Raw genomic sequence first — 26,768 nt, forward strand, 5'->3', positions numbered from 1 at the left:
GTTGATAATAAGGCCTAATATGTTAGCACAAGTTTACCATATGCAGCAGAGGAGTTTTAAAAATATCCCCGACTGTGTGTTAAATAATATTAATAAAATGGGGATAGATGACAATCCATTGCTTACAGAATTAGAGGGAGAATATTTCAATGCTCTTTATCAGGTGCCAGACAAGGAGTTTAATTTATCAGGTAAAAAAGTGGCTTTTTTTACAGGTAGTCTTGGCAAAACAGAAAGCAATAAGGTACGGTATTTTATAATCGAAAGAGATAGATTGAAGTGTAATTATTCCCCAAGTATTGGTACATTATACATTTTTAATGCCCAACAAAAAGCCGAGAGTGGAGGGTATGATGCTGCGATTGTATATTGGAATAAAAAATTACTTACGATAGAAGAGGTTGTTAGAAGGCTTAAAGGGAAACATTAAGTGATAATGGAATGATTTAAATCGGGAGTTGTTACCATAATAAATTGACAAATAAGATTGATTTTTTAAATCAAGGCATAAAGGCAGGGAGTTTTTCCCTGCCTTTATCCTATTCAAAAAACAAAACAATATGTAAAGGTAAACAAATACATCATAGAAAATGCCAATGGCTATCCCGCAGCGGCGAGGTTGTGGTTTCAACTAATGAATGCAACTTTTTTTTAAATTTGCATTCAAGTATTGCATTTGTGCGTTGAAACGATATATTTTTATTCACTATTAACCGACTAAAATCAAAATTCATCGGCTTTTATTTTTAAATAGTTAATATGCAAATATTTATTGTTTTGTTTTTTCTATTTTCAAAAGCTACCTCCCTCTAAAATAAAGATAATTGAACATTCGAAGGGCTTTTATTTTTACTTTTAGTACGTTTGGAGTAGGCTTTACGTCCTTCTGTCACCACCCAAATTAAATCCAAGTGACTAATCAAGTGTATCCGCACCAATGCTGCAATGGTTGAAAACGCCTTTTTGCTCCCCGGACAAGACTCGCACCACGTTTAACAGCAAATGGGCAATCAGCGTGCACCAGACCTGTGTCTTTATCCCGTTTTCCGTTTCCGAGTAGAAGAAGTGCAGTTGAAAGTTTTGTTTCAGTTTTTTTGAATGTCAGCTCTATAGTCCACCTGTATTTGTAAATCAAAGCGACTTCTTCGGGCGCTATCTCCCAGTTGTTGGTGATAAACTTGTATTTCCTGCCTTTCTCGTCCTTGTAATAAACCAAACGCAGACAAAGAGTCTCTTTTTTCTTTCCCCGTTTATAATCCAGGTGGATATGTTCTATTTTGTAAACACCGGATTCTTCTTTTTTGAGTTTCTTCTCGAACAAGACTTCCTGTAATTGAGATTTGGCATTGTCTTTCAACCGGCAGACAAAGTTGACCCCCTCTTTTGTCTGGTCGGAGAACTGACAATAGAAATTGTACGCCTTGTCGAAGACCGGCATGCTGCCTTTCGACGGATTCAGGTGGGACAGAAACTTCTTGTCATGCATTTTCGCCTCGCTGATGGTGGCGAAAACGGCCGTGTCGGCGTGTACGTCGGTCAGCATGTGGACTTTCAGCCCGCCTTTCTTCTTCCCGTCGTCTTTGGGGTTGCGCCCCACACCTTTCATGACGTCCGAAAACAAGGTCACCGTAGAGGAGTCAAAGGCGTAAAACTCCTCGAAACCCACGTCCTTTTTCCGGCTGACCGACAAAAGCGGACGGAAATAGGCTATCAAAGCAAAGTAATACAACCTGAAAAGCTCTTCACTCCTCTCGCGCAAGGCGTCACCCGCCGTACTCTTCGCCGGTGCACAATCCATGTTCAGATAGTTCAGCTTGCCTTCCAGCACCCGCATACCGTCGCAGACTTCGCCCATAGAATCGCAGCGGGAAAATATCCCGAACAACATCACGATAAGTTGATCCCACGAAAAGAATGCCTTATAATAACGGTCGCTGCCGCATTGTCGTACCAAGATGTCAAACTGCTCACGGGGAAGCATTTTTACGATTTGTTTGAAAAGCGGCTGACCGACTAAATTCTTTGTATTATCTTTGCCCATAGTTGAGAATTTGCGTGGCAATACAAATTTACAACTTTGGGGGCAATGCTTCGGTGGAGCCCCTTATTTTTATTCTAAACTTTTGTCGGTCAGTAGTGATTTCTTAAATCAGTAAAAGAATGAAACAATTGTTTTTAATATTATGTATGTCTTTGATTTTTAATAATTTCTTAGTGGGGCAAGAAAAGTTGATGGAAAATATATCCAAAGACATTTTGGATTGTCTTACAGAAGTGGGAAAGGATGCTGTGTCTACACTGAATGTTTGCGAAAGCAAGTATTTGAATTGTCGTTTTCAAAAAGACAAAGGTTCATTTGATTTTTGTAGTAAAAAAGTAGCGTTTTTCAAAGGTAATGCAGGTACAATAAAGAGTACAAAGAAAGATTTCTTTAATAAAGAAAAATATTTTATAGAAATAAAAGGTTTTTTTCCTGCGGGTTCGGTTCAGTTGATAATTTTTAATGACGATGAAGTAAAGCAGGTTGTATATGATGCTGTTATTGTTTCTTCAAGTAAAAGATTGCTTTCTGCAAAAGATGTAATTAAGAGATTGAACGGCGTAAATTCAAGTAGCAAATGCAACTATTAACAGAATTGGCAGGCATTGATTTTTTCGGACAAAGGAAGAGAAAACACTTCTCTATCTTTTGTTCCGAAGGGATAAAGTCTCAATCGATACCCGGGGGCATGTTCTTGAATTCCACCTACGGTTTTTTCATCCTGCTCCAGGAATTAGGGGACCAGGGGCGCAACGTATAGTTGAGGAGGTAATGAATGGTATTATTCTCCTGATCATTTAAAACTTTTATTCGATTTAAGCCTTGAAATATAATGAAGAAAAATGAATACTTTTTGTACCACAGCTGCCTTTCTGAAATTGACTCAAGTAATTCTTGTTCTATGTATGTGGATGATATAAAAAATAAGACGGAGATTCTCAGTCTATATTATCAATCTTTTAAGTTCCCCGATTATTTTGGATTTAATTGGGATGCGTTGACGGATTCTTTGTGTTATTTAGATGCTTGGTTGTTAGAAAAAAAGATTATTGTCATTCATAAGAAACTTCCTCAGCTAGGAGAAAAAGATTTTAAAATCTATATTTCTGTACTATACGATGTGTGTGAATTTTGGGCAAAACATCCCGATATCTTAGAGTTTAAGGTCTATTTTCCTATTGAATACAAAAGTATTATTCAAGGAATTCTGAGAAATATAAATTCTCGTTTTGGATAGATAGCGGTGTGGTTTCAACTAATGAATGAAATCTTTTTCTTTAATTTGCGTTCAAGTGTTGCATTTGTGCGTTGAAACGATGCATTTTTATTTATCCATTTTAATATGAAAGCGATAAGGTTATATATTGGTTTGTGCATGTTTTTAGGCTTTAATGCACTTGTATCATCCCAGGGTGTAAGTATTGAATTATCGGCAAAATGGGTCAAAGGATACGATATTTTCAAAAAAGATTCGATCATATACTTTCCAGAACTAATGATCACGTATAGAAATATATCGGATACGAGTTTTTATTTTCAGAAAGTCTCAGATGGTCGTTATGGATTACCCTCTTTACCTGTAGCTGGGTTATTACAATACCCAATTGAAGAATTTTTGAATCCTAATTATTTCAAAAGGGCAAAAATGCATGGTGATTGCACAGGTGAACATTACAAAGTAGAAATTGGAGGTAATTTATTTTCTAAAGGCTGGATTGCTATAAATGACACATGTAATATAGAAGTTGAACACGAAATTGACATGATAAACTCTGCATTGCAGAATATTTATGAATATATATATCGTGAGAATTACAAGCCAATGGATGCTCGCGACGAGTTCAAATTGTATTACACGATATCGGATATGGCGCCGGAGGTCATATTAACTAAGTATAAAGACAAATTTGTTTTTTTGAAACCGGGAGAGAGCTGTACGGATACGTATAACCTTATCGGATTTAAATTGTTAAAAGGCTCTTTTACTTTCTATGTACGTCCACATTTGCCGCCCTATGTCTATACTGCTCCGATTTGGGACAGTCATCAATCGCAATACGTTGAAGGAAAGGCCTTATTACCTCGAATCGTGGGTGGGTATACATTATATTCCGGCAATTTTTACTCTAATAAAATAACAATTACCTTTTAAATTCGGTGTCGTCAATAAAACAAATATGCATATGAAGCAAGACAATCCGCTGGTAATTATTTATACACTATGTTTTATGCTAATACTCTTTTTGATATCTGCATGCAAAGAGCCATATAGAGAGTATTTTATAGGTAAATGGACTTCGTCCGATTATGAAACGGAATTATATATAAAGTCTGATAGTTCTTTTATTGCTAAGAATTTTATTATTAATACAGTTGATGATAAAACCAAAAGAATAGATGGAAAAGGTATTTGGAGAGTAATTAAGTTTAGTAAGACTTTTAGATTAGAACTTATTTTTTATGAGCCGGAAATAGATTGCAATATATATTTTGACCATAGAGATAATACGTATAAAAAACAATTGCACGGTGAAGAGTTATTTATCGAAAGACAAGTGTTTTTCGGATTAAATAAACCTTGGTATTGTTATCAAGCAATAGGAAATGAAGGTAATGAAAAGAGATTGGTCTTTAAAAAAGATTAGGCCTTCCAGTGATATAGAGATGTGTGGATTATCCTTAAGTTATAAATTCACTCGTTTAACCAGTCTTCATTTAAGAACAATATTTCTGAATGCTTTTAGATAGTATCAACATCAAATATAAATATTCGCCTTGGTCTTGGTGATGTATCTATCGAGAAAAGAGTTTCATTTCGTGTATATAACATAGCGTTTGAGAAATTTATTTCTATTTTTGCGTCATCAAAAAAAGACGGATAAGATGTATTTGCTTGTATTGATTCAGAATAACGACGAAACGCCGTTGGCGTTGTTTGAACGGATAGAGGATGGGCGAAAATTTGTGCAATCCATCCCCGATTATCGGAGGTGGGAAGAGGTATCGGACGATGCGCGATGGGAATACGAGGCTTTCAGCCCTTCGGGATTGCCTGATTATATGGAACTTTCGTATAACGGAAACCGTGTGCCGATTACGAAGTTTATGTTCCGCGACGAAGACGATGTGGAGATTATCTGGCGCGAGATTCCTTCTCTCGATCAACCCGGTCAGGGACTTGTAGACAGTCAGACGCTTGTCGATGCGTACGTCGTAGGAAATCATGAGTTGAAAGCGTATATCACCAAAAGGGAAGACACGTTCCGGCGGGTGAAAACGCTTCTTGAAAAGCGAGGCTATCGGGTAGACCGTTCGTTTCATGGTTCGGAAGACGGCGAAGCGATCGTCTACCAAAACAACGAAGGCGGCGATTGGCATTTCCTGATGCACATGGACCCGTCTTTTGTCGATCAGGCTCCTGCTGAGGAAGAAGCTTTCGAAAAATGGCTCGACGCGTCTTTGTGATAATGCCCGATTCTTTCTATCTTTGCCCGAATGAAAACGCGTCGTAAAGAAACAGAAACGCACGAAAAGAATCATCGGACACACCGTATTTCGTTTTTGCTCAACGAAGACGAGTATAAGGCCGTGGAACGTCATCTGTCGAAATACAAGATTACGAACAAATCGAACTGGTATCGGAAGACGATTCTGAGCCATGTCCTCCGTGTGATGGAAGAAGATTATCCGACGCTTTTCAACGAAAACGAAATGCGCCGGTAATGAACTTGTTCGATGACGTGTATTTTATGAAGCAGGCGCTGCTCGAAGCGCGCGAGGCGGCCTCGGAAGGAGAGGTGCCGGTGGGAGCCGTGATTGTTTGCGGCGACCGGATCATTGCGCGTGCCCACAATCAGACGGAACGACTGAACGACCCGACGGCGCACGCCGAGATGCTTGCCGTAACGTCGGCAACGTCGGCGTTAGGCGCGAAGTACCTGACGGATTGCCGGCTGTATGTGACCGTCGAGCCGTGTGTGATGTGTGCGGGAGCCATCGGATGGGCGCAACTGGCCGTAGTCGTTTACGGCGCGCCGGACGAGAAGCGCGGCTTTTCACGCTATGCTCCGCAGGCTTTCCATCCCAAAACGGAAGTGCGCGGCGGAGTTCTGGAAGAAGAATGTGCAGCCGAGATGCAAGCCTTCTTCCGTAAGCGCCGATAACGTTTCCCCTTCAACCGATCCGCATCACGGCGGCCTCGAACTCGTTTTTATCTCCGACGGCTTTATTGCGCACCTTACTCCGGTAGTTGTAAATCGTTGTCAACGAGTATTGCAGAAACTCGGCGATGCGTGTGCTGTCCGTAATGCCGAGGCGGATCAGGGCGAAGATACGCAGTTCGGTATTGAGCAGGTCGCCCGGTTTGGGAGTGATGCGGTCTTTCTCGTTCAGCAGCTTGTTGAAGTCGGTCACGAAGTGGGGGAAAAGACTGAGGAACGTATGATCAAATTCGTTATAAAACTCTTTGCGCTCCGCCTCGATAAACTCGTCCGATTTGATGGCCCTGAAAAGTTCTTCGAGCTTGGAGGTTGAAGCCAGCTTCGTCAACCTTCGGCGGTAGTGGTCGAGCTTGTCGATATACGCCGAGCAGCGGTTAATGTATTGTGCGATATATTCTTCCTTAATCAGGTTGGTTTCTTTGAGGGTGTTGTTGATGGTTTGCAGTTGCCGGTTGGCATCGGCCAGCGCCTGTCGAGCCACGGCCAGCTTCTTCATCTGTCGATAGACGTAGATAATGGCGGCGACCAGACAAAGAGCCAGCAGGCTGACGCTGGCAAGCAGCAGGGTGATGGTACGTTGTTTCCGTTCGCTTCTCAGACGGTACGCCTTATCGATGACGGGGAAGATTTCGGCCACTTCGATGGTGCGTGAGCGGGCGTTGCACAACTGAGCATCTTCGAGCGAACATTTCATGTACTCGTAAGCGCGGTCGATGTCGCCATCCTCATACAGCAGGAAAGCGAGTTTGCGCAGCGAGATATATTCTCTTACCGATGTCTTCAGATCGGCAATGGCTGAAAGGGTCAGGTAGTATTTTTGGTTCTCGCGATCGCCTTTCAGGGCGTATGCTTCGGAGAGCGTGTAAGCCAGAAAACGCATGCGCTCGGTGTTGCGGCATGTGTCGGTCACCGGTTTCAGCATGGCGATGGTCGCATCAAACTGCCCGTGAGTGTTGAAGCGATCGGCCTCGACGATCAGGGTGTTTATCTCTCCATGGGGCATAATGAACAGCAGCGAGTCGCGGTAGCGGTCGGCAGACTGCTGATAGGCGTTCTTCTCGTCGTTCGTCAGCGCGTAGTCCGCCATGTGTCCGTAAAGCGTACGGCTGTGATGGAAATAGCTTTGCAGCAGATCGCCCGAGAACGCATGACGGGGGATTTGATTCAGCGCGTCGAGGGCTTCCTTATACATCCCTGTGACGGTCATCACCCCGACACGGTTCAGTTGTGCCCGGTAACGGAAAGCATCGTCGGGCAATTGCCGGAGGAGACGTTCGCTCTCAAGGACATATCTCAGCGCCGAATCGGTTTGGTAGACGATGTACGTTTCGTACAGCCGGCAGCACCATCCGAACCGTTCCTGATCCGAAACGGCTTGCCGGAGCTTGTTTCTCAAGCTGTCGATTTCCTTTTCCTTCTCGATATGATAGCGGCCTCGATCGCTGATCATACGGTCTAAATGCTTCAACCGACCGCTATGCTCGGCCAAAGAACCTGCCGCTTGCACAAGATGCGTCAGGCAACATAAAGGCAGGATGATCTGTAAAAATCGTCTCATGTGCATCAGGGGCTGTCAAATTTCATCTGTAAAAGTAAGAAATTTTTGGGATATATGCCCGAAGGGCAGTGAAAAAAAGACAGTCAACCCTTTTCGTTTCATTCGGAAGAACGTTTCCCGAGCAGCAGGGTCAGCACGATGGCCAGGATGGAGACGGCGCTTGTGATCACGCCCCCTTCCGGTCCGAATGCTCCGCCGCTAAGCCATTCTTTCCCTTCAACGAGGCTCGAAGAGAAGAGGCTTGTCTCCAGGATGTTCATTCCGCTCACAGGCATACCGTACAAATTACCCTGACTGAAGTTCCAGACCGAATGGATGGCACATACGCCCCATATATTGCCGGTTTTGAGCATGTATACGGCAAGGAAAACACCATATAGCACGAGATTGACGAACGCTAAAAGACCAAAACCGCTGTTAAAGAGATGCAGCACGGAAAAGGTGAAGGAACTGATCAGGATCGCGGCGATCGCGGGCAGCCGTGTCGACAGACTCATCATAAAGTAACCGCGTGTCAGGATTTCTTCCTGAGCGCCTTGAATAACAAACCCGAAGAAGAAAAGAAGAAGCATGGCGAGGCTTGCTTTGCTATTCAGCCCGTCGAACGTGACGGAGCCGGTGGCGATAAGCGTCAAGTACACCGTACTGAAAAAGACGAATCCGACGGCTATTCCCTTCAAATAATGTATCCATGCGTCTTTACGGACAAATCCCATCGAGAACAAGCTGCGTCCTTCGGCAAAACGACAGTAGAGCACAACGACAAGAGCGCTAAGCGCACAACTGAACAGAATGATCAACTTTTCGGTATCCATCGCCGAATCACCGGGGACGTTAGCATCTTTCAGCAGCAGGAAAAGAACGTATGGGAGAATCGTAGGGAGCAGTGAGGCGATGTAAATGCCGATAAAAATGGGTATCTGCAACAATGGGTGTGGTTTGAACCGGCTTTCCCGGGCTGCCGCGACGAGCGGATGATCGTTCAAATGGAGTCGAATCATAAGGATAAATTATGATGTTTATGAGTTATAATACATTTGTTTATTGTTTATTTGAGCAAGTCGGGGCGCAGCTGCTCCGTACGTTCGTGAGCTTGTTGGAGACGCCATTCGGCGATTTTGCGTTCGTGTCCCGAGAGTAAGATGTCGGGCACCTTCCAGCCTTTGTATTCTGCAGGCCGTGTATAGACGGGCGGCGCAAGCAATCCGTCCTGAAACGAATCGGAGAGCGCGCTCTGTTCGTCGCCGATGACTCCCGGAATGAGCCGGATCGTCGCGTCAGCGATGATGGCTGCCGCCAACTCGCCTCCTGTCAGTACGTAGTCGCCGACCGAAATTTCCAGGGTGATCAGGTGTTCACGTATGCGGAAATCGATCCCCTTGTAATGCCCGCAAAGAATGATGATGTTTTGCAGCAGCGACAGGCGGTTGGCCATCGGCTGATCAAACATTTTCCCGTCGGGCGAAGTGTAGATCACCTCGTCGTAATCGCATGCGGCTTTGAGCGCCGTGATCGCGCGGTCGACCGGTTCGATCTGCATTACCATGCCGGCTTCTCCTCCGAACGGGTAATCGTCTACCCGTCGCCATTTGTTCGTTGTATAGTCTCGCAGGTTATGCAGGTGTATCTCTGCAAGCTGCTTGTCCTGTGCTCTCTTCAGAATGGAGCAGTTCATGCAGCCGTCAATCATTTCGGGGAGTACGGTCAGAATATCTATTCGCATCATAAAAAAGTTTGGGGTACAGGCGCTTCCTGATGCCGTCAAGCATGTTCGGTTACCGACCTGTAGACGGCAAAGGTAGGAAAAAATGGCGGTTGGCGATTGGCGGTTGCCTATTAATTTTTATCTTTGCACATCTTTTTTTTTTGAGAAAAACTCATACGTAGAAATGAATATATCATATAATTGGTTAAAAGAATATTTGCCGTTTGATCTGACCTCCGACGAAGTGGCGGAGGCGCTGACCTCGATCGGTCTTGAGACCGGCAGTGTGGAAGAGGTACAGTCGATCAAGGGGGGACTGGCCGGACTGGTGATCGGTGAAGTGTTGACATGTACGGAGCATCCCAATTCGGATCATCTTCATCTGACGACGGTTGATGTCGGTTCCGGCGAACCGTTGTCCATCGTCTGCGGCGCTCCGAATGTGGCGGCAGGGCAGAAAGTGGTGGTAGCGACGGTCGGTACGAAGCTATATCATGGCGACGAAGAGTTTGTCATTAAAAAAAGTAAAATACGCGGTGAGGTCTCGTTGGGCATGATTTGTGCCGCAGACGAGATCGGTGTCGGTGACGATCATGCGGGAATCATCGTCCTCCCGGCCGACGCGCGGGTTGGTATGCCTGCCGCAGAATATTACCACGTGGAGAGTGATTATGTGCTCGAGGTGGATATTACTCCCAACCGCGTAGATGCGACGTCGCACTATGGGGTGGCACGTGATCTGGCAGCCTACCTTAAGCAACAGGGACAGCCTGCCGAGTTAAGACTCCCTTCGGTCGAAGCGTTTCAGGTTGACGATCCGTCGCCGTCTATTACTGTCGAGGTGGCTAATACGGAGGCCTGCCCGCGCTATTCGGGACTGACGATCCGCGGGGTGACCGTCGGAGAAAGTCCGGATTGGCTGAAGAACCGTTTGTCCGCCATCGGCTTGCGTCCGATCAATAACGTGGTAGACGTAACGAACTTCGTATTGCATGAAACGGGGCAACCGCTGCATGCGTTCGATGTGTCTAAAATCAAAGGAAATAAAGTTGTGGTACGTACCGAGCCGGAAGGTGCGAAGTTCGTAACGCTCGATGGAGTGGAGCGTACCTTGACCGCAAATGATCTGATGATCTGTGATACGGAGAAAGCGATGTGTATCGGCGGCGTGTTCGGCGGGCTGGATTCCGGGGTGACGGAGCAAACGACCGATGTATTCCTTGAGTCTGCTTGTTTTCATCCGACATGGATCCGCAAAACAGCGCGGCGCTTCGGCTTAAATACAGATGCATCGTTTCGTTTCGAACGCGGTTTAGACCCGAACCGGACACTCTATGTGCTTAAACGTGCGGCATTGCTGATTCAGGAAGTGGCCGGAGGGGAGGTCGTCGGGGAGGTACAGGATGTCTATCCGACGAAAGCAGAACCGTATCCGGTCGAGATTACGTACCGGAAGATCAACACGGTAATCGGGAAGGAAATCCCCGTGGAAACGGTGAAAAGTATTTTGTCATCGCTTGAAATGGAGATTGTCTCGGAGACGGCTGAAGGATTGTCGTTACGTGTGCCGGTATATCGTATCGATGTACGCCGCGATGTCGATGTGATCGAGGATATTCTTCGTATCTACGGATATAATCATGTGGGATTCAGTGAACACCTGCAATCGACTTTGAGCTATCAGGCGCCGGCCGATCGCAGCTACCGCATGGAAACGTTGATCTCGGAGCAGCTCTGTGGGGCAGGCTTCCATGAGATTATGAATAACTCACTGACGCGACGCGGGTATTATGAAGAGCTGACCTCGCTACCCGCCGACGGATGTGTGGCATTGATGAATCCGCTCAGCGCCGACCTGAATGTGATGCGTCGGACATTGCTGTTCGGAGGTTTGCAAAGTATCGCGTACAATTTGAATCACAAACAAAAACAGATTCGCTTTTTTGAGTTCGGCAATTGCTATGCTTATCAGCCCGCCGAGAAAAAGGAGGGAGAGGCCTTGTCCGGATTGAGTGAAGAATATCGACTGGGCTTATGGATGAGTGGTTATAGATTGGAAAATAGCTGGATGCATGCTGACGAGAAGACTTCGGTCTATGAACTCAAAGCGCATGTCGAAAATATCTTGCGACGTCTGGGCGTGAACATGAAAAAGCTCACGTGGAGCACTTTCTCGAATGATATTTATACGTCGGGCATGACCATTAGCTCGGCTTCGGGACGCACGCTCGGTACGTTCGGCGTAATCAGCCGGAAGATCTTGAAGAAGATGGATATTGACGATGAAGTGTATTTTGCCGAGTTGTTGTGGTCGACCCTGATGAAGGAAACACGCAAGGCCGAAACAGTGTTTGTCGAGATTCCGAAATTTCCGGAAGTGAAGCGTGATCTGGCCTTGCTCGTCGATCAGTCCGTGACGTTTGAGGAGATTGAGCGGATCGCTTTCGAAACGGAGCGTAAGTTGCTGAAAAAAGTTACCTTGTTCGATGTGTACGAAGGCTCGAAGCTGTTGCCTGGAAAAAAATCATATGCCGTCAGTTTCTACCTGCAAGATGAGGAAAAGACGCTTAACGACAAGCAAATTGATGGTATTATGGCACGCCTGCAAAAGAATTTGGAAGAGAAATTGGGTGCGCAGTTAAGATAAAAACAAATCAAAAAAAGGATATAAGCTATGGGAAGAGCATTTGAGTTCCGCAAGGCGCGGAAATTTAAACGTTGGGGAAATATGGCCCGCGTATTCACGAAGCTGGGAAAAGAAATCACCATCGCCGTTAAGGCCGGTGGCCCTGAGCCGGAAAATAACCCGCGTCTTCGTGTGTTGATACAGACAGCGAAGAAGGAAAATATGCCGAAAGAAAATGTCGATCGTGCCATTAAAAAAGCCAGCTCGAAAGACTATACCGATTATAAAGAGATGAACTATGAAGGCTACGGACCTTTCGGGATTGCGATTTTTGTGGAAACGGCAACCGATAACACGACGCGTACCGTGGCCAATGTCCGCAGCTATTTCAATAAGGCCGGCGGATCGCTGGGCACAAGCGGATCGTTGGAGTTTCTTTTCGATCATAAATGTGTGTTTCATATCACCAAAAAGGAAGGAATGTCACTGGATGAGTTGGAGTTGGAACTGATTGATTTTGGAGTGGACGAAGTTTATGAAGAGGAAGACGAAGTTGTGCTTTATGGAGATTTCTCTCAAAATTCGGCCATTCAGAAATACCTCGAAGAGAATGGCTACGAGATTACAACGAGCGAATTCCTTCGTATTCCGAACGACGTGAAAGAAGTGACTCCCGAGCAGCGTGAGAGTATCGAAAAGCTGATTGAGAAACTGGAAGAAGACGAAGACGTCCAGAATGTTTTTCATAACATGAAGGAAATCGACGAGTAAGCGCTTTAGAAGAAGTCGTATGTATGGCGGGGACTATCACATTCCGCTGGAGAATGTTTATATAGCCCCGTAATCCATGCGATTAATACGTCTTTACGGTTCCAAAAAACGATGCAGAGAATCTGTTTCCTGAAACCGTGATAACTTGATGAATACACAATAAACCACTTGATTCATAGCAGCTGATTACCACGCTTCATCCTTTCGATTTTTATTTCTACCTTTGCCCAAAAAAACAAAAGAATAATATGAAACCAACATTATTTGTGCTGGCGGCTGGCATGGGAAGCCGCTACGGAGGTTTGAAACAGTTAGACGGTGTAGGGCCTAATGGCGAGACGATTATGGATTATTCGATATTCGATGCGATTCGTGGCGGATTCGGAAAAGTGGTCTTTGTCATACGGAAAGATTTTGAGGCCGACTTCCGGTCGAAAATTTTGTCCAAATACGAGAATCATATCCCGGTGGAAGTCGTTTTCCAGTCGTCCGACAAATTGCCGGAAGGTTTCACTTGTCCTCCTGAACGCACGAAGCCATGGGGCACGAATCACGCGGTCATGATGGGTAAGGAGGTTATTCGGGAACCGTTTGCGGTGATTAATGCCGACGATTTTTATGGGCGTGACAGTTTTGCGGTCATCGGTGAGGAATTGTTGAAATCGGAAGGTAAAGAAAATACGTATTGCATGGTTGGTTTTCGTGTAGGCAATACCCTGAGCGAAAGCGGGTCAGTGGCGCGTGGCGTTTGCGAAACGAACGAGGAGAACTATCTCACGTCGGTCGTGGAGCGCACAGCGATTGAGCGCATTGACGGCAATATTCAGTTCACGGACGAGCACGGGCAGATCATTACGTTGGAAGAGAATACGCCGGTATCGATGAATATGTGGGGCTTTACACCCGATTATTTTGCGTATTCGGAAGCGTTCTTCAAAGAGTTTCTGAAAGAAAATATCGACAATCCGAAAGCCGAATATTTTATTCCGTTGATGGTCAACGAGTTGATCATAGATGGGAAGGCGCGTGTTAAAGTATTGGATACGACATCGAAATGGTTTGGTGTAACGTATGCGGCTGATCGTCAAGGGGTCGTTGATAAGATTCAAGCACTGATCGATGCGGGCGAATATCCCGCTCAGCTGTTCGGTTGAACCGGATGCAGGCCGGAATGGTTATATCAGTGGAATATTGCAGAAGAATCGGAATGAAAAAAATAATCCATATCGCTTTGGCATGCGGCTTGTGTCTGTTCGGTGCGATACGTCTTCAGGCGCAGGAAAAGGAAACCATGGTACTGATTGATACCGACAAAGGTAAAATCACCGTCAGATTATATAACGAGACTCCGCAACATCGCGACAATTTTATCAAGTTAGTGAATGAGCATCAGTACGATGGTCTGCTGTTTCACCGGGTGATCAAGCAGTTTATGATTCAGGTGGGGGATGTGACATCGAAAGATGCGCCGCCCGAGAAGAAACTTGGCGACGGTGATCTGGGATATACTATTCCGGCTGAGATCGTCTATCCGAAATATTTTCATAAACGCGGACAGCTGGCAGCAGCACGTACAGGCGACGATGTCAATCCCGAACGCGCCTCGTCGGCCTCGCAGTTTTATATCGTGACAGGCAAGTTCTTTACTTCCATGGAGCTGGATAAGATGGAGCGTGAAAAAAACATACAACTCACCCCCGAACAGCGCGAGGCTTACATGACGGAAGGGGGCGCTCCGCATCTCGACGGTGCTTATACCGTCTTCGGCGAGGTGGTAAAAGGCATGAAAGTGGTCGATAAGATTCAGTTCGTACCGACCGATACGAACGACCGTCCGTTGAAAAATATCGCGATACGGTCTATGAAAATCCTTGACGAATGAGACTATGAAACGGTACGGATATCTGATTGCCGGATTGCTTTTTCTATGTTGTGCGAGCGGATTCGCGCAAGCCCCGGCCACATCCGATATCCGTCTGACTGTTTCCGACGGGTATGTGAGAGGGGTCTTAGACGGCAAAGATACGATTCCGTTTGTTCGCTTGCCGCATGTGTACGTCTTCCCCGAGCTGAAATTCCGGAACGAGAAGGAGCGGCAGAAATACAATAAACTTGTGCGTGATGTCAAACGCACACTTCCTTACGCTAAACTGATCTACGAGACGTTGATCGAAACATACGAGTACATCGAAACCCTTCCGGACGAGAAGACAAAGAAAGCGCACCTCAAACGGATGGAAAAAGAACTGTTCAACGAGTATAAACCCGAACTGAAAAAGATGACCCTTTCGCAGGGCAAGTTGTTGATCAGGCTTGTCGACCGCGAATGCAATCAGACGAGCTATGAGTTGGCCAAGGCTTTTCTCGGCGGTTTTCGTGCCGGTTTTTGGAATATTTTTGCCGGTATGTTTGGGGCCAGCCTGAAATCGGAGTACGATCCCCAAGGCAAAGACGCCATGACCGAACGTGTGGTTTTGTTAGTGGAGTGCGGGGCGATCTAACTGCTTGAATATCTCCCATAGTACCATCCCTGTCGCAACAGATACATTCAGCGAGTGTTTCGTGCCACATTGAGGAATTTCGATACACATATCGCAGGTATCGACCACAGCTTGTCGCACCCCTTTTACCTCATGTCCTACAACGATAGCATATTTTTGATTGATATCAAGTGAAAGGTCTTGAAGGGAAATACTTCCTTCGGCCTGTTCGAGGGCGCAAAGCACATATCCTTGCTGTTTAAGCTCGGCAACGGCATCGGCCGTATCCTTATAGTAACGCCATTCGACGGTTTCTTCAGCACCTAATGCCGTTTTATGAATTTCCGCACTCGGAGGTGTCGCCGTGATGCCACACAGGTAAACGGCTTCCATACGAAATGCGTCGGCTGTACGGAATACGGAGCCCACATTATTCAGGCTCCTTACCTCATCAAGTACGATCACCACAGGAAGTTTGGCAACGGTTTTATATTCATCGGCCGTCAGACGGTTCAGCTCGATTATTTTCAGTTTGCGCATACGTCGAATATTTGAAAAACAAAGGAAAACGTTTTTGGGGAAACGAAAAAGAGAGGCTGTCTCCAAATCATCTTTGTGTCCAGCCTCTCCGATATATTCGGAAACGGATGAGATGCAAGTATCTCCCGTTTATGACGCACATTCTTTGATAATGTCTATCAGTTCACGGCCTAACGCATCGGCTTCCTCCATCGTATGTGCCTCTGCATAGATACGGATAATCGGCTCCGTATTACTCTTGCGCAAATGCACCCATTTATCGGGGAAGTCGATCTTTACTCCGTCAATATCGGTAAGGTCGTACTGCGAGAATTTTTCTTTTACCTTAGCCAGTATGGCGTCCACATCGATCGACGGACTCAGGTCGACGCGTTGCTTTGAAATGAAATAGTTGGGGTATATAGCTCGCAATTCGCTTGCTTTCATCTTTTTCTTCGCCAGATGAGTAAGGAACAATGCGATTCCGACAAGCGCGTCGCGCCCGTAATGACTGGCAGGGTAAATCACGCCGCCGTTGCCCTCTCCTCCGATCACGGCATTTGTTTCTTTCATCTTCGATACGACATTCACTTCGCCGACGGCTGCCGCATGATATTCCATACCGTGTTTGCGGGTAACATCACGCAACGCCCGGCTCGAGCTCAGGTTGCTCACCGTATTGCCGGGCGTGTGTGAAAGCACATAGTCGCTGACGGCGACCAGCGTGTATTCTTCACCAAACATGTCACCGTTTTCGCAGACAATGGCCAGGCGGTCTACATCAGGGTCGACTGCGAAGCCCACATTGGCTTTGGCCTGCTTCGTCAATTGCGAAAGCTCGGTCAGATGTTCCGGAATGGGTTCGGGATTATGCGAAAAATTCCCGTGCGGATTACAGTGTAATTTGCAAATTTCCTTGATCCCTAACGCATACAGCAGCTCGGGGATAACTATGCCGCCGACCGAATTGACACAGTCGATGGCGACGCGGAAATTGGCTGCACGAATCGCTTCGACATCGACTAATTCAAGTCCGAGCACATGCTTAATATGGCGTTCCTTGTAGCGGTTGTCCGTAATTACTTTACCCAACGCATCGACCGGAGCAAATGTGAAATCTTCGGCTTCGGCGATCCGTAGAACCTCCCCGCCCTCTTCGGCATTGAGAAATTCTCCTCTTTCATTCAGCAGTTTCAAGGCGTTCCACTGCTTAGGATTGTGGCTGGCCGTCAGGATAATTCCGCCACAAGCTTGTTCCATGGTTACGGCCAGTTCGGTGGTAGGTGTCGTAGCCAGATCGATATCGACCACATCGAAGCCCATTCCCGTCAAGGTTCCAATCACGATGTTTTTTACCATCAGTCCCGACATACGGGCATCCCGCCCTACGACAATCCGGTTCGTCGTTACCGATGTGTTTTTACGAATAAACGTGGCATAAGCCGCCGTAAATTTTACGATAGCCAACGGATTAAGTCCGTCGTCCGGTGCACCGCCGATCGTCCCGCGGATACCGGAAATCGATTTAATCAATGTCATTGTGTTTACAAATTTTTAATAAGTCGCAAAGGTAGCATAAAATCAGCAATTATGCATATTCGAATAAAATTATCGAAATCGAAATCCGCATTGTTCCTACCTGTTTTTATCCGTTAGTTGCGCTTACCATTCGGAAAATACAGCAGTTGAAAAAGCAGATAATTTGTCCGGTTCGAAAAAAATGCGTATTTTTGCACCCTAAAAAATCTGCAGAGGGTAGAACAAGAGGCGTAAAAAGGCGTCCACCCCCGGGAAATAACCTGTTAATAATTAAGAAGACAGATGTACGTAATTGTAGAAATTAACGGTCAGCAGTTTAAGGCTGAGGAAGGAAAAAAATTATTTGTTCACCACATGCGTCATGCGGAAAGTGGGGCAACGGTAGAGTTCGACAAAGTGTTGTTGGTCGATACCGACGGTAAAGTTCAGGTAGGTACGCCTACGATTGAAGGAGCAAAGGTCGTATGCGAAGTCATTTCTCCGTTGGTAAAGGGAGATAAGGTTCTGGTATTCCACAAGAAGAGAAGAAAAGGACATCGCAAGTTGAACGGTCATCGTCAGCAGTTTACCGAGTTGAATATCAAACAAATTATTGCTTAACGTTTAAAAAGTAGAAGAAAATGGCACATAAAAAAGGAGTCGGAAGTTCGAAGAACGGTCGCGAATCGGAAAGCAAACGATTAGGTGTTAAGCTATTCGGTGGCGAAATGGCAAAAGCCGGAAATATTATCGCACGCCAACGGGGTACGGAGTTTCATCCGGGTAAAAACGTAGGTATGGGCAAAGATCATACGATTTACGCATTGATCGACGGGGTCGTTGTTTTCAGTAAAGGCAGGGAAAATCGTTCGTATATCTCGGTCAAGAGTACCTCGGAAACAGTAGCAGAGAATTCGTAAGTGGCGAGAGGAGGCTGCTGAGTTGCAGTAAGCGAGAAGAAAGAATAGACAGATTCTTCCGTACAAGAAAATATTGGGGCTGCCCAGAAGAGTCATAAACTCGGAAGGACAGCCTCTGTTGGTTGTTTATATATTTCTTAAAACGGATCAATGAATTATTTCAGGTGTATTGGGCAAAAGAGAATCGTGTGGCTTGCCTTGTGTTTGATGAACATTATGGTTTTGTCGTGCGCGGCACACCGGAAAATGGGCACGATCGCTGTCTCGGAGGCTACGGAAGATCTTTCGTACCGGTTGGGAATACCATTGACGGATGAGGATAATCTGGAACTTTACCGGATGGTTGCGCTGTGGATCGGTACTCCGCACCGGATGGGGAGGAGCACGAAAAAAGGAACCGATTGTTCGGGATTCGTTACGAACATTTACAAGAATATCTACGGCAAAACTCTTGCACGTTCTTCGGCTGCCATGTTGGCTACGAATTGTGAGCGCATCAACAAAAAAAGTTTGTGCGAAGGCGATCTGGTCTTTTTCTATACCCGCCGAAAATCGAAGCGTCCGTCGCATGTCGGCATTTACCTGAAAGACGGGAAGTTCGTTCATTCGAGCACCTCAAAAGGAGTTATCATTAGCAGTTTAGACGAGCCTTATTACAAAAAACGCTGGATTACCGGAGGGGTGGTACGGTAGTTTTTTGGGGCAGGCGAATCAACATTCCGTAAACTTATGTATCTTTGTTGTCTGTAAAAAAACGAGAAGGAATATGTTGACAATAAAAGTTATCACAGAAAATCAGGACGAAGTCATTCGCCGGCTGGCCGTCAAGCATTACGATGCCAAGGAAATCACCGATAAGATTATCGCTGCGGATAAAATACGGCGCAATGCACAAACAACTTTAGATGCGAACCTGACCGAGGTCAACCGGATTTCAAAAATGATCGGTTTGCTGATGAAAGACGGAAAAACGGCTGAAGCCGAAGAGGCTAAGAACGAGGTAGCCCGGCTGAAAGATACCAATAAAGAGTTGGAAGCAACGAAGACACAGGCCGAAGATGAAATCCATGAATATTTAGTTTCTATTCCCAATATGCCGCATGAATCTGTGCCCGAGGGTAAAGGCGCTGAAGACAACGTGTGTGAAAAGAAAGGAGGCGTGGTGCCCGAACTTCATGCCGATGCTCTGCCTCACTGGGAATTGGCAAAAAAATACGACATTATTGATTTTGAACTTGGCGTTAAAATCACCGGTTCGGGCTTTCCCGTTTATAAGGGAAAGGGAGCACGGTTGCAGCGTTCACTCATCAATTTCTTCTTAGACAATGCGCGTGAGGCCGGCTATCTTGAGATTGAACCGCCATACGTCGTAAATACGGAATCGGGCTACGGAACGGGGCAGTTGCCCGACAAAGAAGGTCAGATGTATCATGTCGGTCTGGACGATTTGTATCTGATCCCGACCGCAGAGGTGCCGGTTACGAATATTTACAGAGATGTGATTTTAAATGAGGCGGATCTTCCCATCAAAAATACGGCTTATTCGGCTTGCTTCCGTCGCGAGGCCGGTTCGTACGGAAAAGATGTGCGGGGCTTAAACCGTTTGCATCAATTCGACAAGGTTGAGATCATCCGTATCGATAAGCCCGAACACTCGTATCAATCCTTGCAGGAGATGCTCGATTATGTTCAGACGCTTGTTGAAAAGTTAGAACTCCCGTGGCGCATCCTGCGGTTGTGTGGCGGTGATCTCAGTTTCACTTCATCGCTGACGTTTGATTTCGAAGTGTATTCCGCTGCGCAGAAACGGTGGCTCGAAGTCAGCTCGGTGTCTAACTTCGAGAATTATCAGGCCAACCGCCTGAAATGTCGCTATCGCGATGCCAATAAAAAGGTTCAGCTCTGTCATACGCTTAACGGAAGCGCTTTGGCCTTACCTCGTATCGTTGCGGCTTTGCTGGAGAATAATCAGACACCGAACGGTATCCGGATTCCTCAAGCGCTCATTCCTTATACAGGGTTTGAACTGATTGACTGATACGGGGGGCTACCGTATTTTTCCACGAAGAGTTTTTTAAGAGGCGATCTTAAGTCCGATTCAAATAGAAGACGGTGTGTTGAAACGAAACGTTTGGCACACCGTCTTAATGTTTAATTGCGATGAAAGGTCACTCGGATCACGGCCAATTCCGATCTTGTGCCGATGCGGTAGGGTGGCCCGGCAAAACCGATGCCGGACGAGATATAAAACTGCGAAGCGCCTTCTTTGTAATAACCGTACGAGCAGCGGTAGACCAGCTTGATGATCCAACTGTAAGGCCAGAACTGTCCGTTATGTGTATGACCGTGAAGCCCAAGGTCGCAGCGGTTCATCACGATCTCGTCGAAACGCGGCTGATGATCGGCTACAATCACAGGCTTCCTCTTGTCTACGCCCTCAAGCAGGCGACTCAACGGCTTTCGTCCTTTATTCGTCGCATCATCGCGTCCGACGAGGTAGAACGTACTGTCGGGCATGACGACCGAATCGATGAGCAATACCCCGCCCGTTTTCTGCAACCAGCGCAGTTTGGCGAAGCGGTTGGCGCGGTATTCGTGATTACCTAACGTGATATAAACGCCCAACGGAGCATGGAGTTGTCGCAGATTGTCTTCAATATGTGCGCGTTCGGCAAAACGCGACTCGTAATCCATGATATCTCCGTTAATAATTATGATATCAGGTCGTTGCGCATTGCAGAGCGTCACAAAGCGTTCCGCACTCTTTTTGCCGATCATTTCGCCGAAATGCGTATCGCTTATCAGAGCGATGGTGAGGCTGTCGCGTCCTTCCACGTTTTTCGGGATGTGTATGTTCTGATAGGTCACTACGGGATGCGTTACATTATAATATCCGCGCATCATCAGTCCGGCGGTGACGACCAGCAGGAACACGTAGTAAAAGCGTTTCAGACGCAGGCTTCGGGTGGTGATGAATGCGGGAATCCACGGTCTGATACGGTTTGTCAGCCGGAAGAGATCGGCGGTCAGCAGTCCGAGCATCAGATAGATGGATGCAACGTACCATGTGCCGCAGAAGTACAGGATCGGAATCATGACGTGATCCGGCAGGTCTTCGTGAAAGAAGAATCCATAGAAATACGTCGTCCATTCAATCAGGAAAAAGAGCACAAAAGGTATGCTCCACTTTTTTTGCGGCGGCAGCGCCTGTTTACCCCGGTAAAAAATATAGAGGTTGAAAAGGATTTGTCCGACGATGGCTTGCAGAAACACTTTCATGGCCGGCGAAATGAAAGGTGAAAAACGACCAACTCTCCGTGTGTTCCGATCCGGAAGGGCGGTCCCCAAAGGGAGAGACCGGACGAGACATAGAGGTTAAAATTTATCATTTACTTAGATGTTTAAGAGCAAAATTTTCACTTATCACAATTTTAGGAAAACCTGTTTCCAACATTACTTTTGCTTGTATGGAATCATTTAATTTCCATTCGGACAATAAATGTCCCGATTTAACTATCAAAGGAAATCTTTTTTCCTCTGCTATTGCAAGGTTCTGAGAGCAGTTAAAAAGAAGAATTAATCCAATTATTAATCTTACGTTCATCTAATCCGTTTTAAATATATACGACATACTTGTGTATAACGCACAAAGTCCATGTTTATGGTGCTGCATAGGTATGGTGTTTTATATTTGTTCATAGACGATGTTTTTTATGCTAACCGTTTGCCCACCTTCCTTTGTATTGCCACCCTTTGAGATGGTCGGAAATGCCACGACATGCCAGCGCTTTGGCTTGCTTTCCCTGACGATATAGCCTTTGGCGGATAACGTAGCCAACTGTTTCTGCACTGCCGATGTATTGATTCCCAGGAGTGCGGACAGCTCCGCGTTGGTTGTCTTGGGATTCTCCGTCAGTATCTGCAACAGTTGGGCGGTACGCGGACTTCGGAAAGAGATCAGTTCGCCGTTGTACCACCATATATGACCGGCATTGCCTTCGACGAAGGCTATATTCTGCATCAGTTCACCGGCAAGCACTTTTTCCATATACGCCGAAAAGGGCTTTATCCGTTCCGGTGTGGCATTCGCGCCGTCCGAGGGGGCAGGCCCCACCAGTGCATCCGCCTGACTGAGGGCATTGAGATAGGTTCTCTTGTCACTGCTATGAATGACAATCATCGGGTATTTCTTGCGCAGCAGGATGAAGTTCACCAACAGTCGGGCAATACGCCCGTTGCCGTCCTCGAAGGGGTGGATGCGGATGTAACGGTAATGGAACAGCGAGGCAAGCTCTATGGGCGAATACTCGTCGGTGTCGGCCACACGGTTGTACCAAGTCACGAGGTCGTGCATGAAGGCCGGAGTTTCTTCGGGCGAGGCATAGTCGAAACGCTCTCCCGTAGGTGTGATGACGGAGTTCGGACGGGTCTTGTAGCAGCCCGCATGTACCGTGTAGCTTGTACGGATGTCGCCGGGCAACTGTCCAAATACCTTATAATCATCCCGGAGCATTGTTTGATGCATGTTGCGGATGAAGAGTTCTGTCAGGGGATGGCCGTTCAGGGCCTCTGCCTCCATCATCTTCAGACAGACATTGTGAGCCTTCATCTCCTCCAAATCTTTCATCTTGGCAGAACCGACCACTTCGCCGAGCAACAGCAACACTTCCGTCTGTCCGTATGTGAGCGTGTTTCCTTCGATGTGGTTGCTGTTGAAGTTGAAATCGAGCATAAACTTGCGCTGGAGACGTTGTTCGTCTTCAGGCAAAAGGGGGTGCATCGCCAACCACTTTTGATAGAGTTCCGGAATCTGTTTCATTCGTTTGAATATTTGATGCCGCAAAGTTACAAAATGTCTTGGCGAATCCCAAATAAATAACCACCTTTTTCTCATAGACTACCATTTAGGGTGGTGAAAAAGGCACTCCACTTTCATCAGGAATATGTCTGTGAAATCATCCTTGAAACTCTATCCGATGTCCAAAAATTACCAATTATTAACATGTGTAAAAATATCACTACAATTTATTTGTACACAAATGATTACTATACTAAAATGTCCGATTTTGATAGTTCCCTCCCATCGTTTCACCTTTAATTTTGCAGCAAAAAAACAGACTTGTCGCACCTTCTGGCAACGGCTCATGGGTATCTTCACAAGCTGCCTATTATAATTAAGAGACCTCTGCAAAACTCTATTCAAATGTCGAATCTATGGGTATAACTTGTTGATTGTAATAGTGGTGTTTTGTTGTAAAAAGACTTTTGCAAAGGTCTTAATAAGGTATGTGAGGCAAAACGACAATATCATTAACTCTTTTATCTTAATTCAAGTAGGTAGATGGCCCGAACGGCAACTCCATCTTCCTGCCTGCCGCCGGCGGCCGCAAAGGTTCCGAGCTCATCAGTGCCGGCAGCTGGGGCGTCTACTGGTCGAGTTCGCTCATCACGGCGTACAGCATCGACGCCCGCTACCTCTACTTCGTTTCGGTCGAACACGACTTTACAACACCAACCGCTACTACGGGTTCACGGTGCTGCCCGTCCGCCCATAAAATTTGCCTTGCCCGAAACGGGCATGACGCGATAGGCCGACGATAAAAACCTCTCCTCCCGCCCACGGCGGTGGGAGGATAAAAAAGGAGATGTCTCACCTTCTAACTTGTCTATTACCTGAAGTTTACAGCGATTTTATTTGTGCGAACAGAGAAAATTGAGTACTTTTGCAAGTAGAATTGAGTAAGATTCTCATCATAATTGAGTAAATCCATCATTAGATTTGAGCATGAACTATATTCGCAAACAATATCACACGCTGAAAGCACGCATTCAGGAGCCAAGGCGTTTTATGCAAGTATTGGCAGGTCCGAGACAAGTGGGCAAATCTACTCTCGTAGGGCAGGTGCTGCAGAAAGTACCCATTCCATATTCGGTAGAAGTGGCAGATGCCATCGATCCGAAAGACCGTGACTGGATACGCCGAGTGTGGGAAGGAGCACGAACCACCATGACGCTCCGTGGAGAGGCTGAACGCCTGCTTGTGATCGATGAAATTCAGAAGATTGACAATTGGAGCGAGGTGGTCAAGAGAGAATGGGACGAGGACACGCGCAAGCACCTCAATCTGAAAGTGGTACTGCTGGGCAGCAGTCGTCTGTTGCTCAAGAGAGGACTTACGGAGTCGTTAGCAGGGCGTTTTGAGCTTATTCGCCTCGGGCATTGGAGCTATCAGGAGATGCACGACGCTTTCGGAGTGACACTTGACGAGTACATCTACTTTGGCGGCTATCCCGGTGCTGCCCACATGATTGGTGACGAAAAGCGTTGGCGTAAGTATATCAAGGATTCGTTGGTGGCTCCTGTCATCGAAAAGGATGTACTGATGACCTCCAACATCTACAAGCCTGCCCTTATGAAACAATTGTTTGAGTTAGGGTGCGGTTATTCTGCCGAGATACTTTCGCTGACAAAACTGATGGGACAACTGCAAGATGCCGGCAACGTGACCACGTTGGCTTCGTATTTAGAGATACTCGACCAGTGTGCATTGCTGACGGGATTGCAAAAGTATGCCAATGATGATGCCCGAAAGCGTGGCTCCATTCCCAAATACCAAGTGTACAACAACGCCTTGCTGACAGCATATAAAGGCAGGTCGTTCCTTACGGACAGAACGGACACGACGCTTTGGGGGCGATGGGTGGAGAGTACGATAGGTGTTCATTTGCTGGGCATGGCAGAGGAGGCAGACTATCAAGTGTATTACTGGCGAGAGCCTGCAAGGAACAAGGCAGATAAGGACAAAGAGGTGGACTTCATTATCGTAAACGACGGTGAGGTGACAGCTATTGAGGTGAAAAGCGGTCGTCGCGGGATGAACTCAGGTCTTCCTGTCTTTGTGGAGGCATTTCATCCCAGGAAATCTTTTGTTGTGGGCTCGGGAGGCGTTTCGTTGGAAGACTTTCTGAGGTGCGACATAGAGGCATTGTTGGGATGAATGACGGTATGAACCTAAGCATAAACTTTTATCGGACAGCAATGAAACAAAATAAGCGAAGAAGAGTGTTTTACTTATAATTAGATCCATTTTTTTTTGTTCTGTGCTTATTTCTAATAAAATAGGGCCATTTTTATTTTGCCGTATCGATAAAAAAAGATCATTACCACGAATAAAAGTTGGAGAAATAATTTTTTTTAACACTTTTGATTAAGGGTTTTTGAGGTGTTATACGTCATATATGTAAAGTGTGGTTGATAGGGTTTAAATACTTAGGTTAATCTCTCAATGGAAAGACGAAGTCGTGATGACCTCGTCTTTTCGCTTTTTAGGGTGATAAGGCTTCTTTTGCGGGAAAAACCGTACATTTGTCGTATGAACGGAAAAAGCAGATTGTTCTATCCGGCGCTTTTGCTGCTGCTTGTCTTGTTATGGGCGGGCAATTTGGCATATGGCACGGTATCGATTCCACTCGGTGAGGTGATTCGTATTTTATTGGGCGATTCCGTTGAGCAGACGGCTTGGCAGCATATTGTGCTGCAATCGCGGTTGCCGCAGGCCGTGACGGCGTTGCTTGTGGGAGCGTCGTTGGCTGTCAGTGGCTTGTTGTTGCAGACGCTTTTCAGGAATCCGTTAGCCGGTCCTTCGATTTTAGGCATCAGTGACGGGGCTAATCTTGGGGTGGCCCTCGTGATGCTTTTGGGAGGCGGTGCGGTCGGCTTGTCTTCCGTTTTTTCCGTCGGAGGATCGCTGGCTCTGATCGTGGCCGCTTTTGCCGGGGCCTGCTCCGTCTTGGGTTTGATTATCTACTTTTCGACGAAAGTCAGAAGCAATATCATGCTGCTGATCATTGGGATCATGGTTGGCTATATCGCTTCATCGTTGATTTCGATGTTGAACTACTACGCTTCGTCCGACCGTATCCATGCCTACGTGATGTGGGGCATGGGCGACTTTTCGAGCGTTTCGAACGAGCGCCTGCCTTTCTTTGTTCTTTGTACGCTTATCGGACTGACATGTGCTTTGCTGCTGGTCAAGCCACTTAATGCCTTGCTGCTTGGCGAGCGTTATGCCGCCAATCTCGGCGTAAAGATCAAACGCACCCGCATCCTGATATTGCTTTGTACAGGACTGCTGACGGCTACCGCCACCGCTTTCTGCGGGCCTGTTTCGTTTATCGGGTTGGCTGTGCCCCATATTGCCCGGCTGACTTTGGGAATGGAGAATCACCGCATGTTGCTGCCGGTGACGATGCTGACCGGCTCGTGCATGGCGTTGCTCTGTAACTTGCTCACGGTGGTTCCCGGCATGGGGACGGTCTTTCCTCTCAATGCGGTAACGCCGGTACTTGGCGCACCCGTTATCATATACGTTATTCTGAACCGGAAAAATATCCAATCTATCAACTAACCG

28 protein-coding genes are annotated in these 26,768 nt (G+C 46.5%); 19 read left to right on the forward strand and 9 right to left on the reverse strand.

Features of this window, described 5'->3' with window-relative positions; translation table 11 throughout:
• The first annotated feature begins 19 nt into the window (after positions 1-19).
• A complete protein-coding gene (locus tag Tanf_RS04235) occupies positions 20-430 on the forward strand; it encodes a DUF8192 domain-containing protein (RefSeq protein ID WP_052448994.1) in 411 nt (136 codons plus the stop codon).
• A 489-nt stretch (positions 431-919) separates the two neighbouring features.
• On the opposite strand, the gene Tanf_RS04240 is transcribed toward Tanf_RS04235, so the two are convergent.
• A complete protein-coding gene (locus tag Tanf_RS04240; protein WP_046825000.1) occupies positions 920-2,041 on the reverse strand; it encodes an IS4 family transposase in 1,122 nt (373 codons plus the stop codon).
• Positions 2,042-2,160: 119 nt separating this feature from the next.
• On the opposite strand from Tanf_RS04240, the gene Tanf_RS04245 reads away from it, so the two are divergent.
• The 7 genes from Tanf_RS04245 (at position 2,161) to Tanf_RS04275 (ending at position 6,204) form a co-directional block, all read left to right on the forward strand.
• The gene (locus Tanf_RS04245) at positions 2,161-2,631 is read left to right on the forward strand and encodes a DUF8192 domain-containing protein (protein ID WP_046825001.1); all 471 of its coding nucleotides are present in this window, start codon (positions 2,161-2,163) and stop codon (positions 2,629-2,631) included.
• Positions 2,632-2,873: 242 nt separating this feature from the next.
• Positions 2,874-3,278, forward strand: coding sequence for a barstar family protein (locus Tanf_RS04250; RefSeq protein ID WP_080948545.1), 405 nt, complete (start codon positions 2,874-2,876; stop codon positions 3,276-3,278).
• A 105-nt stretch (positions 3,279-3,383) separates the two neighbouring features.
• Positions 3,384-4,193 carry a hypothetical protein gene (locus Tanf_RS04255; RefSeq protein WP_046825003.1) on the forward strand — a complete coding sequence of 270 codons (810 nt, stop codon included), beginning with the start codon at positions 3,384-3,386 and terminating at the stop codon, positions 4,191-4,193.
• A gap of 31 nt (positions 4,194-4,224) precedes the next feature.
• Positions 4,225-4,686 (forward strand): hypothetical protein, encoded by a 462-nt coding sequence (locus Tanf_RS04260; RefSeq protein WP_140230699.1) that lies wholly within the window; start codon positions 4,225-4,227, stop codon positions 4,684-4,686.
• 238 nt (positions 4,687-4,924) lie between these two features.
• Entirely contained in the window at positions 4,925-5,506 is a 582-nt protein-coding gene (locus tag Tanf_RS04265) for a hypothetical protein (protein WP_046825005.1), read from the forward strand.
• Between the two features lie 30 nt (positions 5,507-5,536).
• Positions 5,537-5,764, forward strand: a complete 228-nt coding sequence (locus Tanf_RS04270) for a hypothetical protein (protein ID WP_046825006.1) — start codon at positions 5,537-5,539, stop codon at positions 5,762-5,764.
• The gene (locus Tanf_RS04275; RefSeq protein WP_046825007.1) at positions 5,764-6,204 is read left to right on the forward strand and encodes a nucleoside deaminase; all 441 of its coding nucleotides are present in this window, start codon (positions 5,764-5,766) and stop codon (positions 6,202-6,204) included. Before Tanf_RS04270 ends, Tanf_RS04275 begins: the two co-directional genes overlap by 1 nt.
• A gap of 10 nt (positions 6,205-6,214) precedes the next feature.
• Here the strand turns inward: Tanf_RS04275 and susR are convergent, their stop codons facing one another.
• The 3 genes from susR to trmD form a co-directional block, all read right to left on the reverse strand.
• A complete protein-coding gene (gene susR / locus Tanf_RS04280) occupies positions 6,215-7,819 on the reverse strand; it encodes a SusR family glycan utilization regulator (RefSeq protein ID WP_169746454.1) in 1,605 nt (534 codons plus the stop codon).
• A gap of 98 nt (positions 7,820-7,917) precedes the next feature.
• A complete protein-coding gene (locus Tanf_RS04285; protein ID WP_046825008.1) occupies positions 7,918-8,820 on the reverse strand; it encodes a CPBP family intramembrane glutamic endopeptidase in 903 nt (300 codons plus the stop codon).
• Between the two features lie 47 nt (positions 8,821-8,867).
• Positions 8,868-9,542: a tRNA (guanosine(37)-N1)-methyltransferase TrmD gene (gene trmD / locus Tanf_RS04290; RefSeq protein ID WP_046825103.1), complete on the reverse strand. Its 675-nt coding sequence runs from the start codon at positions 9,540-9,542 to the stop codon at positions 8,868-8,870.
• A gap of 85 nt (positions 9,543-9,627) precedes the next feature.
• Here trmD and pheT point away from each other — a divergent pair, with 85 nt between their 5' ends.
• The 5 genes from pheT (at position 9,628) to Tanf_RS04315 (ending at position 15,422) form a co-directional block, all read left to right on the forward strand.
• Positions 9,628-12,171, forward strand: coding sequence for a phenylalanine--tRNA ligase subunit beta (gene pheT, locus Tanf_RS04295; RefSeq protein ID WP_369057627.1), 2,544 nt, complete (start codon positions 9,628-9,630; stop codon positions 12,169-12,171).
• Between the two features lie 27 nt (positions 12,172-12,198).
• Entirely contained in the window at positions 12,199-12,921 is a 723-nt protein-coding gene (locus tag Tanf_RS04300) for a YebC/PmpR family DNA-binding transcriptional regulator (protein ID WP_014225212.1), read from the forward strand.
• 248 nt (positions 12,922-13,169) lie between these two features.
• Positions 13,170-14,075 (forward strand): glycosyltransferase family protein, encoded by a 906-nt coding sequence (locus tag Tanf_RS04305; RefSeq protein ID WP_046825010.1) that lies wholly within the window; start codon positions 13,170-13,172, stop codon positions 14,073-14,075.
• Positions 14,076-14,128: 53 nt separating this feature from the next.
• Entirely contained in the window at positions 14,129-14,803 is a 675-nt protein-coding gene (locus Tanf_RS04310) for a peptidylprolyl isomerase (RefSeq protein ID WP_046825011.1), read from the forward strand.
• A gap of 4 nt (positions 14,804-14,807) precedes the next feature.
• Positions 14,808-15,422: a DUF4294 domain-containing protein gene (locus tag Tanf_RS04315; RefSeq protein WP_046825104.1), complete on the forward strand. Its 615-nt coding sequence runs from the start codon at positions 14,808-14,810 to the stop codon at positions 15,420-15,422.
• Here the strand turns inward: Tanf_RS04315 and Tanf_RS04320 are convergent.
• Positions 15,399-15,941, reverse strand: a complete 543-nt coding sequence (locus Tanf_RS04320) for an RNA methyltransferase (RefSeq protein WP_046825012.1) — start codon at positions 15,939-15,941, stop codon at positions 15,399-15,401. The two genes, Tanf_RS04315 and Tanf_RS04320, sit on opposite strands and share 24 nt — an antisense overlap.
• A 129-nt stretch (positions 15,942-16,070) precedes the next feature.
• Positions 16,071-17,459 (reverse strand): phosphoglucosamine mutase, encoded by a 1,389-nt coding sequence (gene glmM, locus Tanf_RS04325; RefSeq protein ID WP_046825013.1) that lies wholly within the window; start codon positions 17,457-17,459, stop codon positions 16,071-16,073.
• A gap of 282 nt (positions 17,460-17,741) precedes the next feature.
• On the opposite strand from glmM, the gene rplU reads away from it, so the two are divergent.
• From rplU to serS, 4 genes are all read left to right on the forward strand, one after another.
• Positions 17,742-18,059 (forward strand): 50S ribosomal protein L21, encoded by a 318-nt coding sequence (gene rplU / locus Tanf_RS04330; protein WP_014225218.1) that lies wholly within the window; start codon positions 17,742-17,744, stop codon positions 18,057-18,059.
• Between the two features lie 20 nt (positions 18,060-18,079).
• On the forward strand, positions 18,080-18,358 hold the full coding sequence (gene rpmA / locus Tanf_RS04335; RefSeq protein ID WP_014225219.1) for a 50S ribosomal protein L27: 279 nt from the start codon (positions 18,080-18,082) through the stop codon (positions 18,356-18,358).
• Between the two features lie 150 nt (positions 18,359-18,508).
• Complete coding sequence (locus Tanf_RS04340; RefSeq protein ID WP_046825014.1) at positions 18,509-19,051, forward strand: C40 family peptidase; 543 nt, start codon at positions 18,509-18,511, stop codon at positions 19,049-19,051.
• A 73-nt stretch (positions 19,052-19,124) separates the two neighbouring features.
• Complete coding sequence (gene serS, locus Tanf_RS04345) at positions 19,125-20,396, forward strand: serine--tRNA ligase (protein ID WP_014225221.1); 1,272 nt, start codon at positions 19,125-19,127, stop codon at positions 20,394-20,396.
• A 113-nt stretch (positions 20,397-20,509) separates the two neighbouring features.
• Here serS and Tanf_RS04350 read toward each other — a convergent pair whose 3' ends face one another.
• From Tanf_RS04350 to Tanf_RS04355, 3 genes are all read right to left on the reverse strand, one after another.
• Positions 20,510-21,637, reverse strand: coding sequence for a metallophosphoesterase (locus Tanf_RS04350; protein ID WP_046825015.1), 1,128 nt, complete (start codon positions 21,635-21,637; stop codon positions 20,510-20,512).
• A 106-nt stretch (positions 21,638-21,743) separates the two neighbouring features.
• Positions 21,744-21,962, reverse strand: coding sequence for a hypothetical protein (locus tag Tanf_RS14150; protein ID WP_060827879.1), 219 nt, complete (start codon positions 21,960-21,962; stop codon positions 21,744-21,746).
• An 81-nt stretch (positions 21,963-22,043) separates the two neighbouring features.
• Positions 22,044-23,177 carry a Fic family protein gene (locus Tanf_RS04355; protein ID WP_046825016.1) on the reverse strand — a complete coding sequence of 378 codons (1,134 nt, stop codon included), beginning with the start codon at positions 23,175-23,177 and terminating at the stop codon, positions 22,044-22,046.
• Between the two features lie 966 nt (positions 23,178-24,143).
• Between Tanf_RS04355 and Tanf_RS04365 the strand changes: the two genes are divergently transcribed.
• Together Tanf_RS04365 and Tanf_RS04370 are read left to right on the forward strand one after the other, a co-directional pair.
• A complete protein-coding gene (locus Tanf_RS04365) occupies positions 24,144-25,355 on the forward strand; it encodes an ATP-binding protein (protein ID WP_014225225.1) in 1,212 nt (403 codons plus the stop codon).
• Positions 25,356-25,730: 375 nt separating this feature from the next.
• Complete coding sequence (locus tag Tanf_RS04370; RefSeq protein WP_014225227.1) at positions 25,731-26,765, forward strand: FecCD family ABC transporter permease; 1,035 nt, start codon at positions 25,731-25,733, stop codon at positions 26,763-26,765.
• Positions 26,766-26,768: the final 3 nt, after the last annotated feature.

The sequence above is a fragment of the Tannerella forsythia genome (assembly GCF_001006485.1).
Taxonomy (GTDB): domain Bacteria; phylum Bacteroidota; class Bacteroidia; order Bacteroidales; family Tannerellaceae; genus Tannerella; species Tannerella forsythia.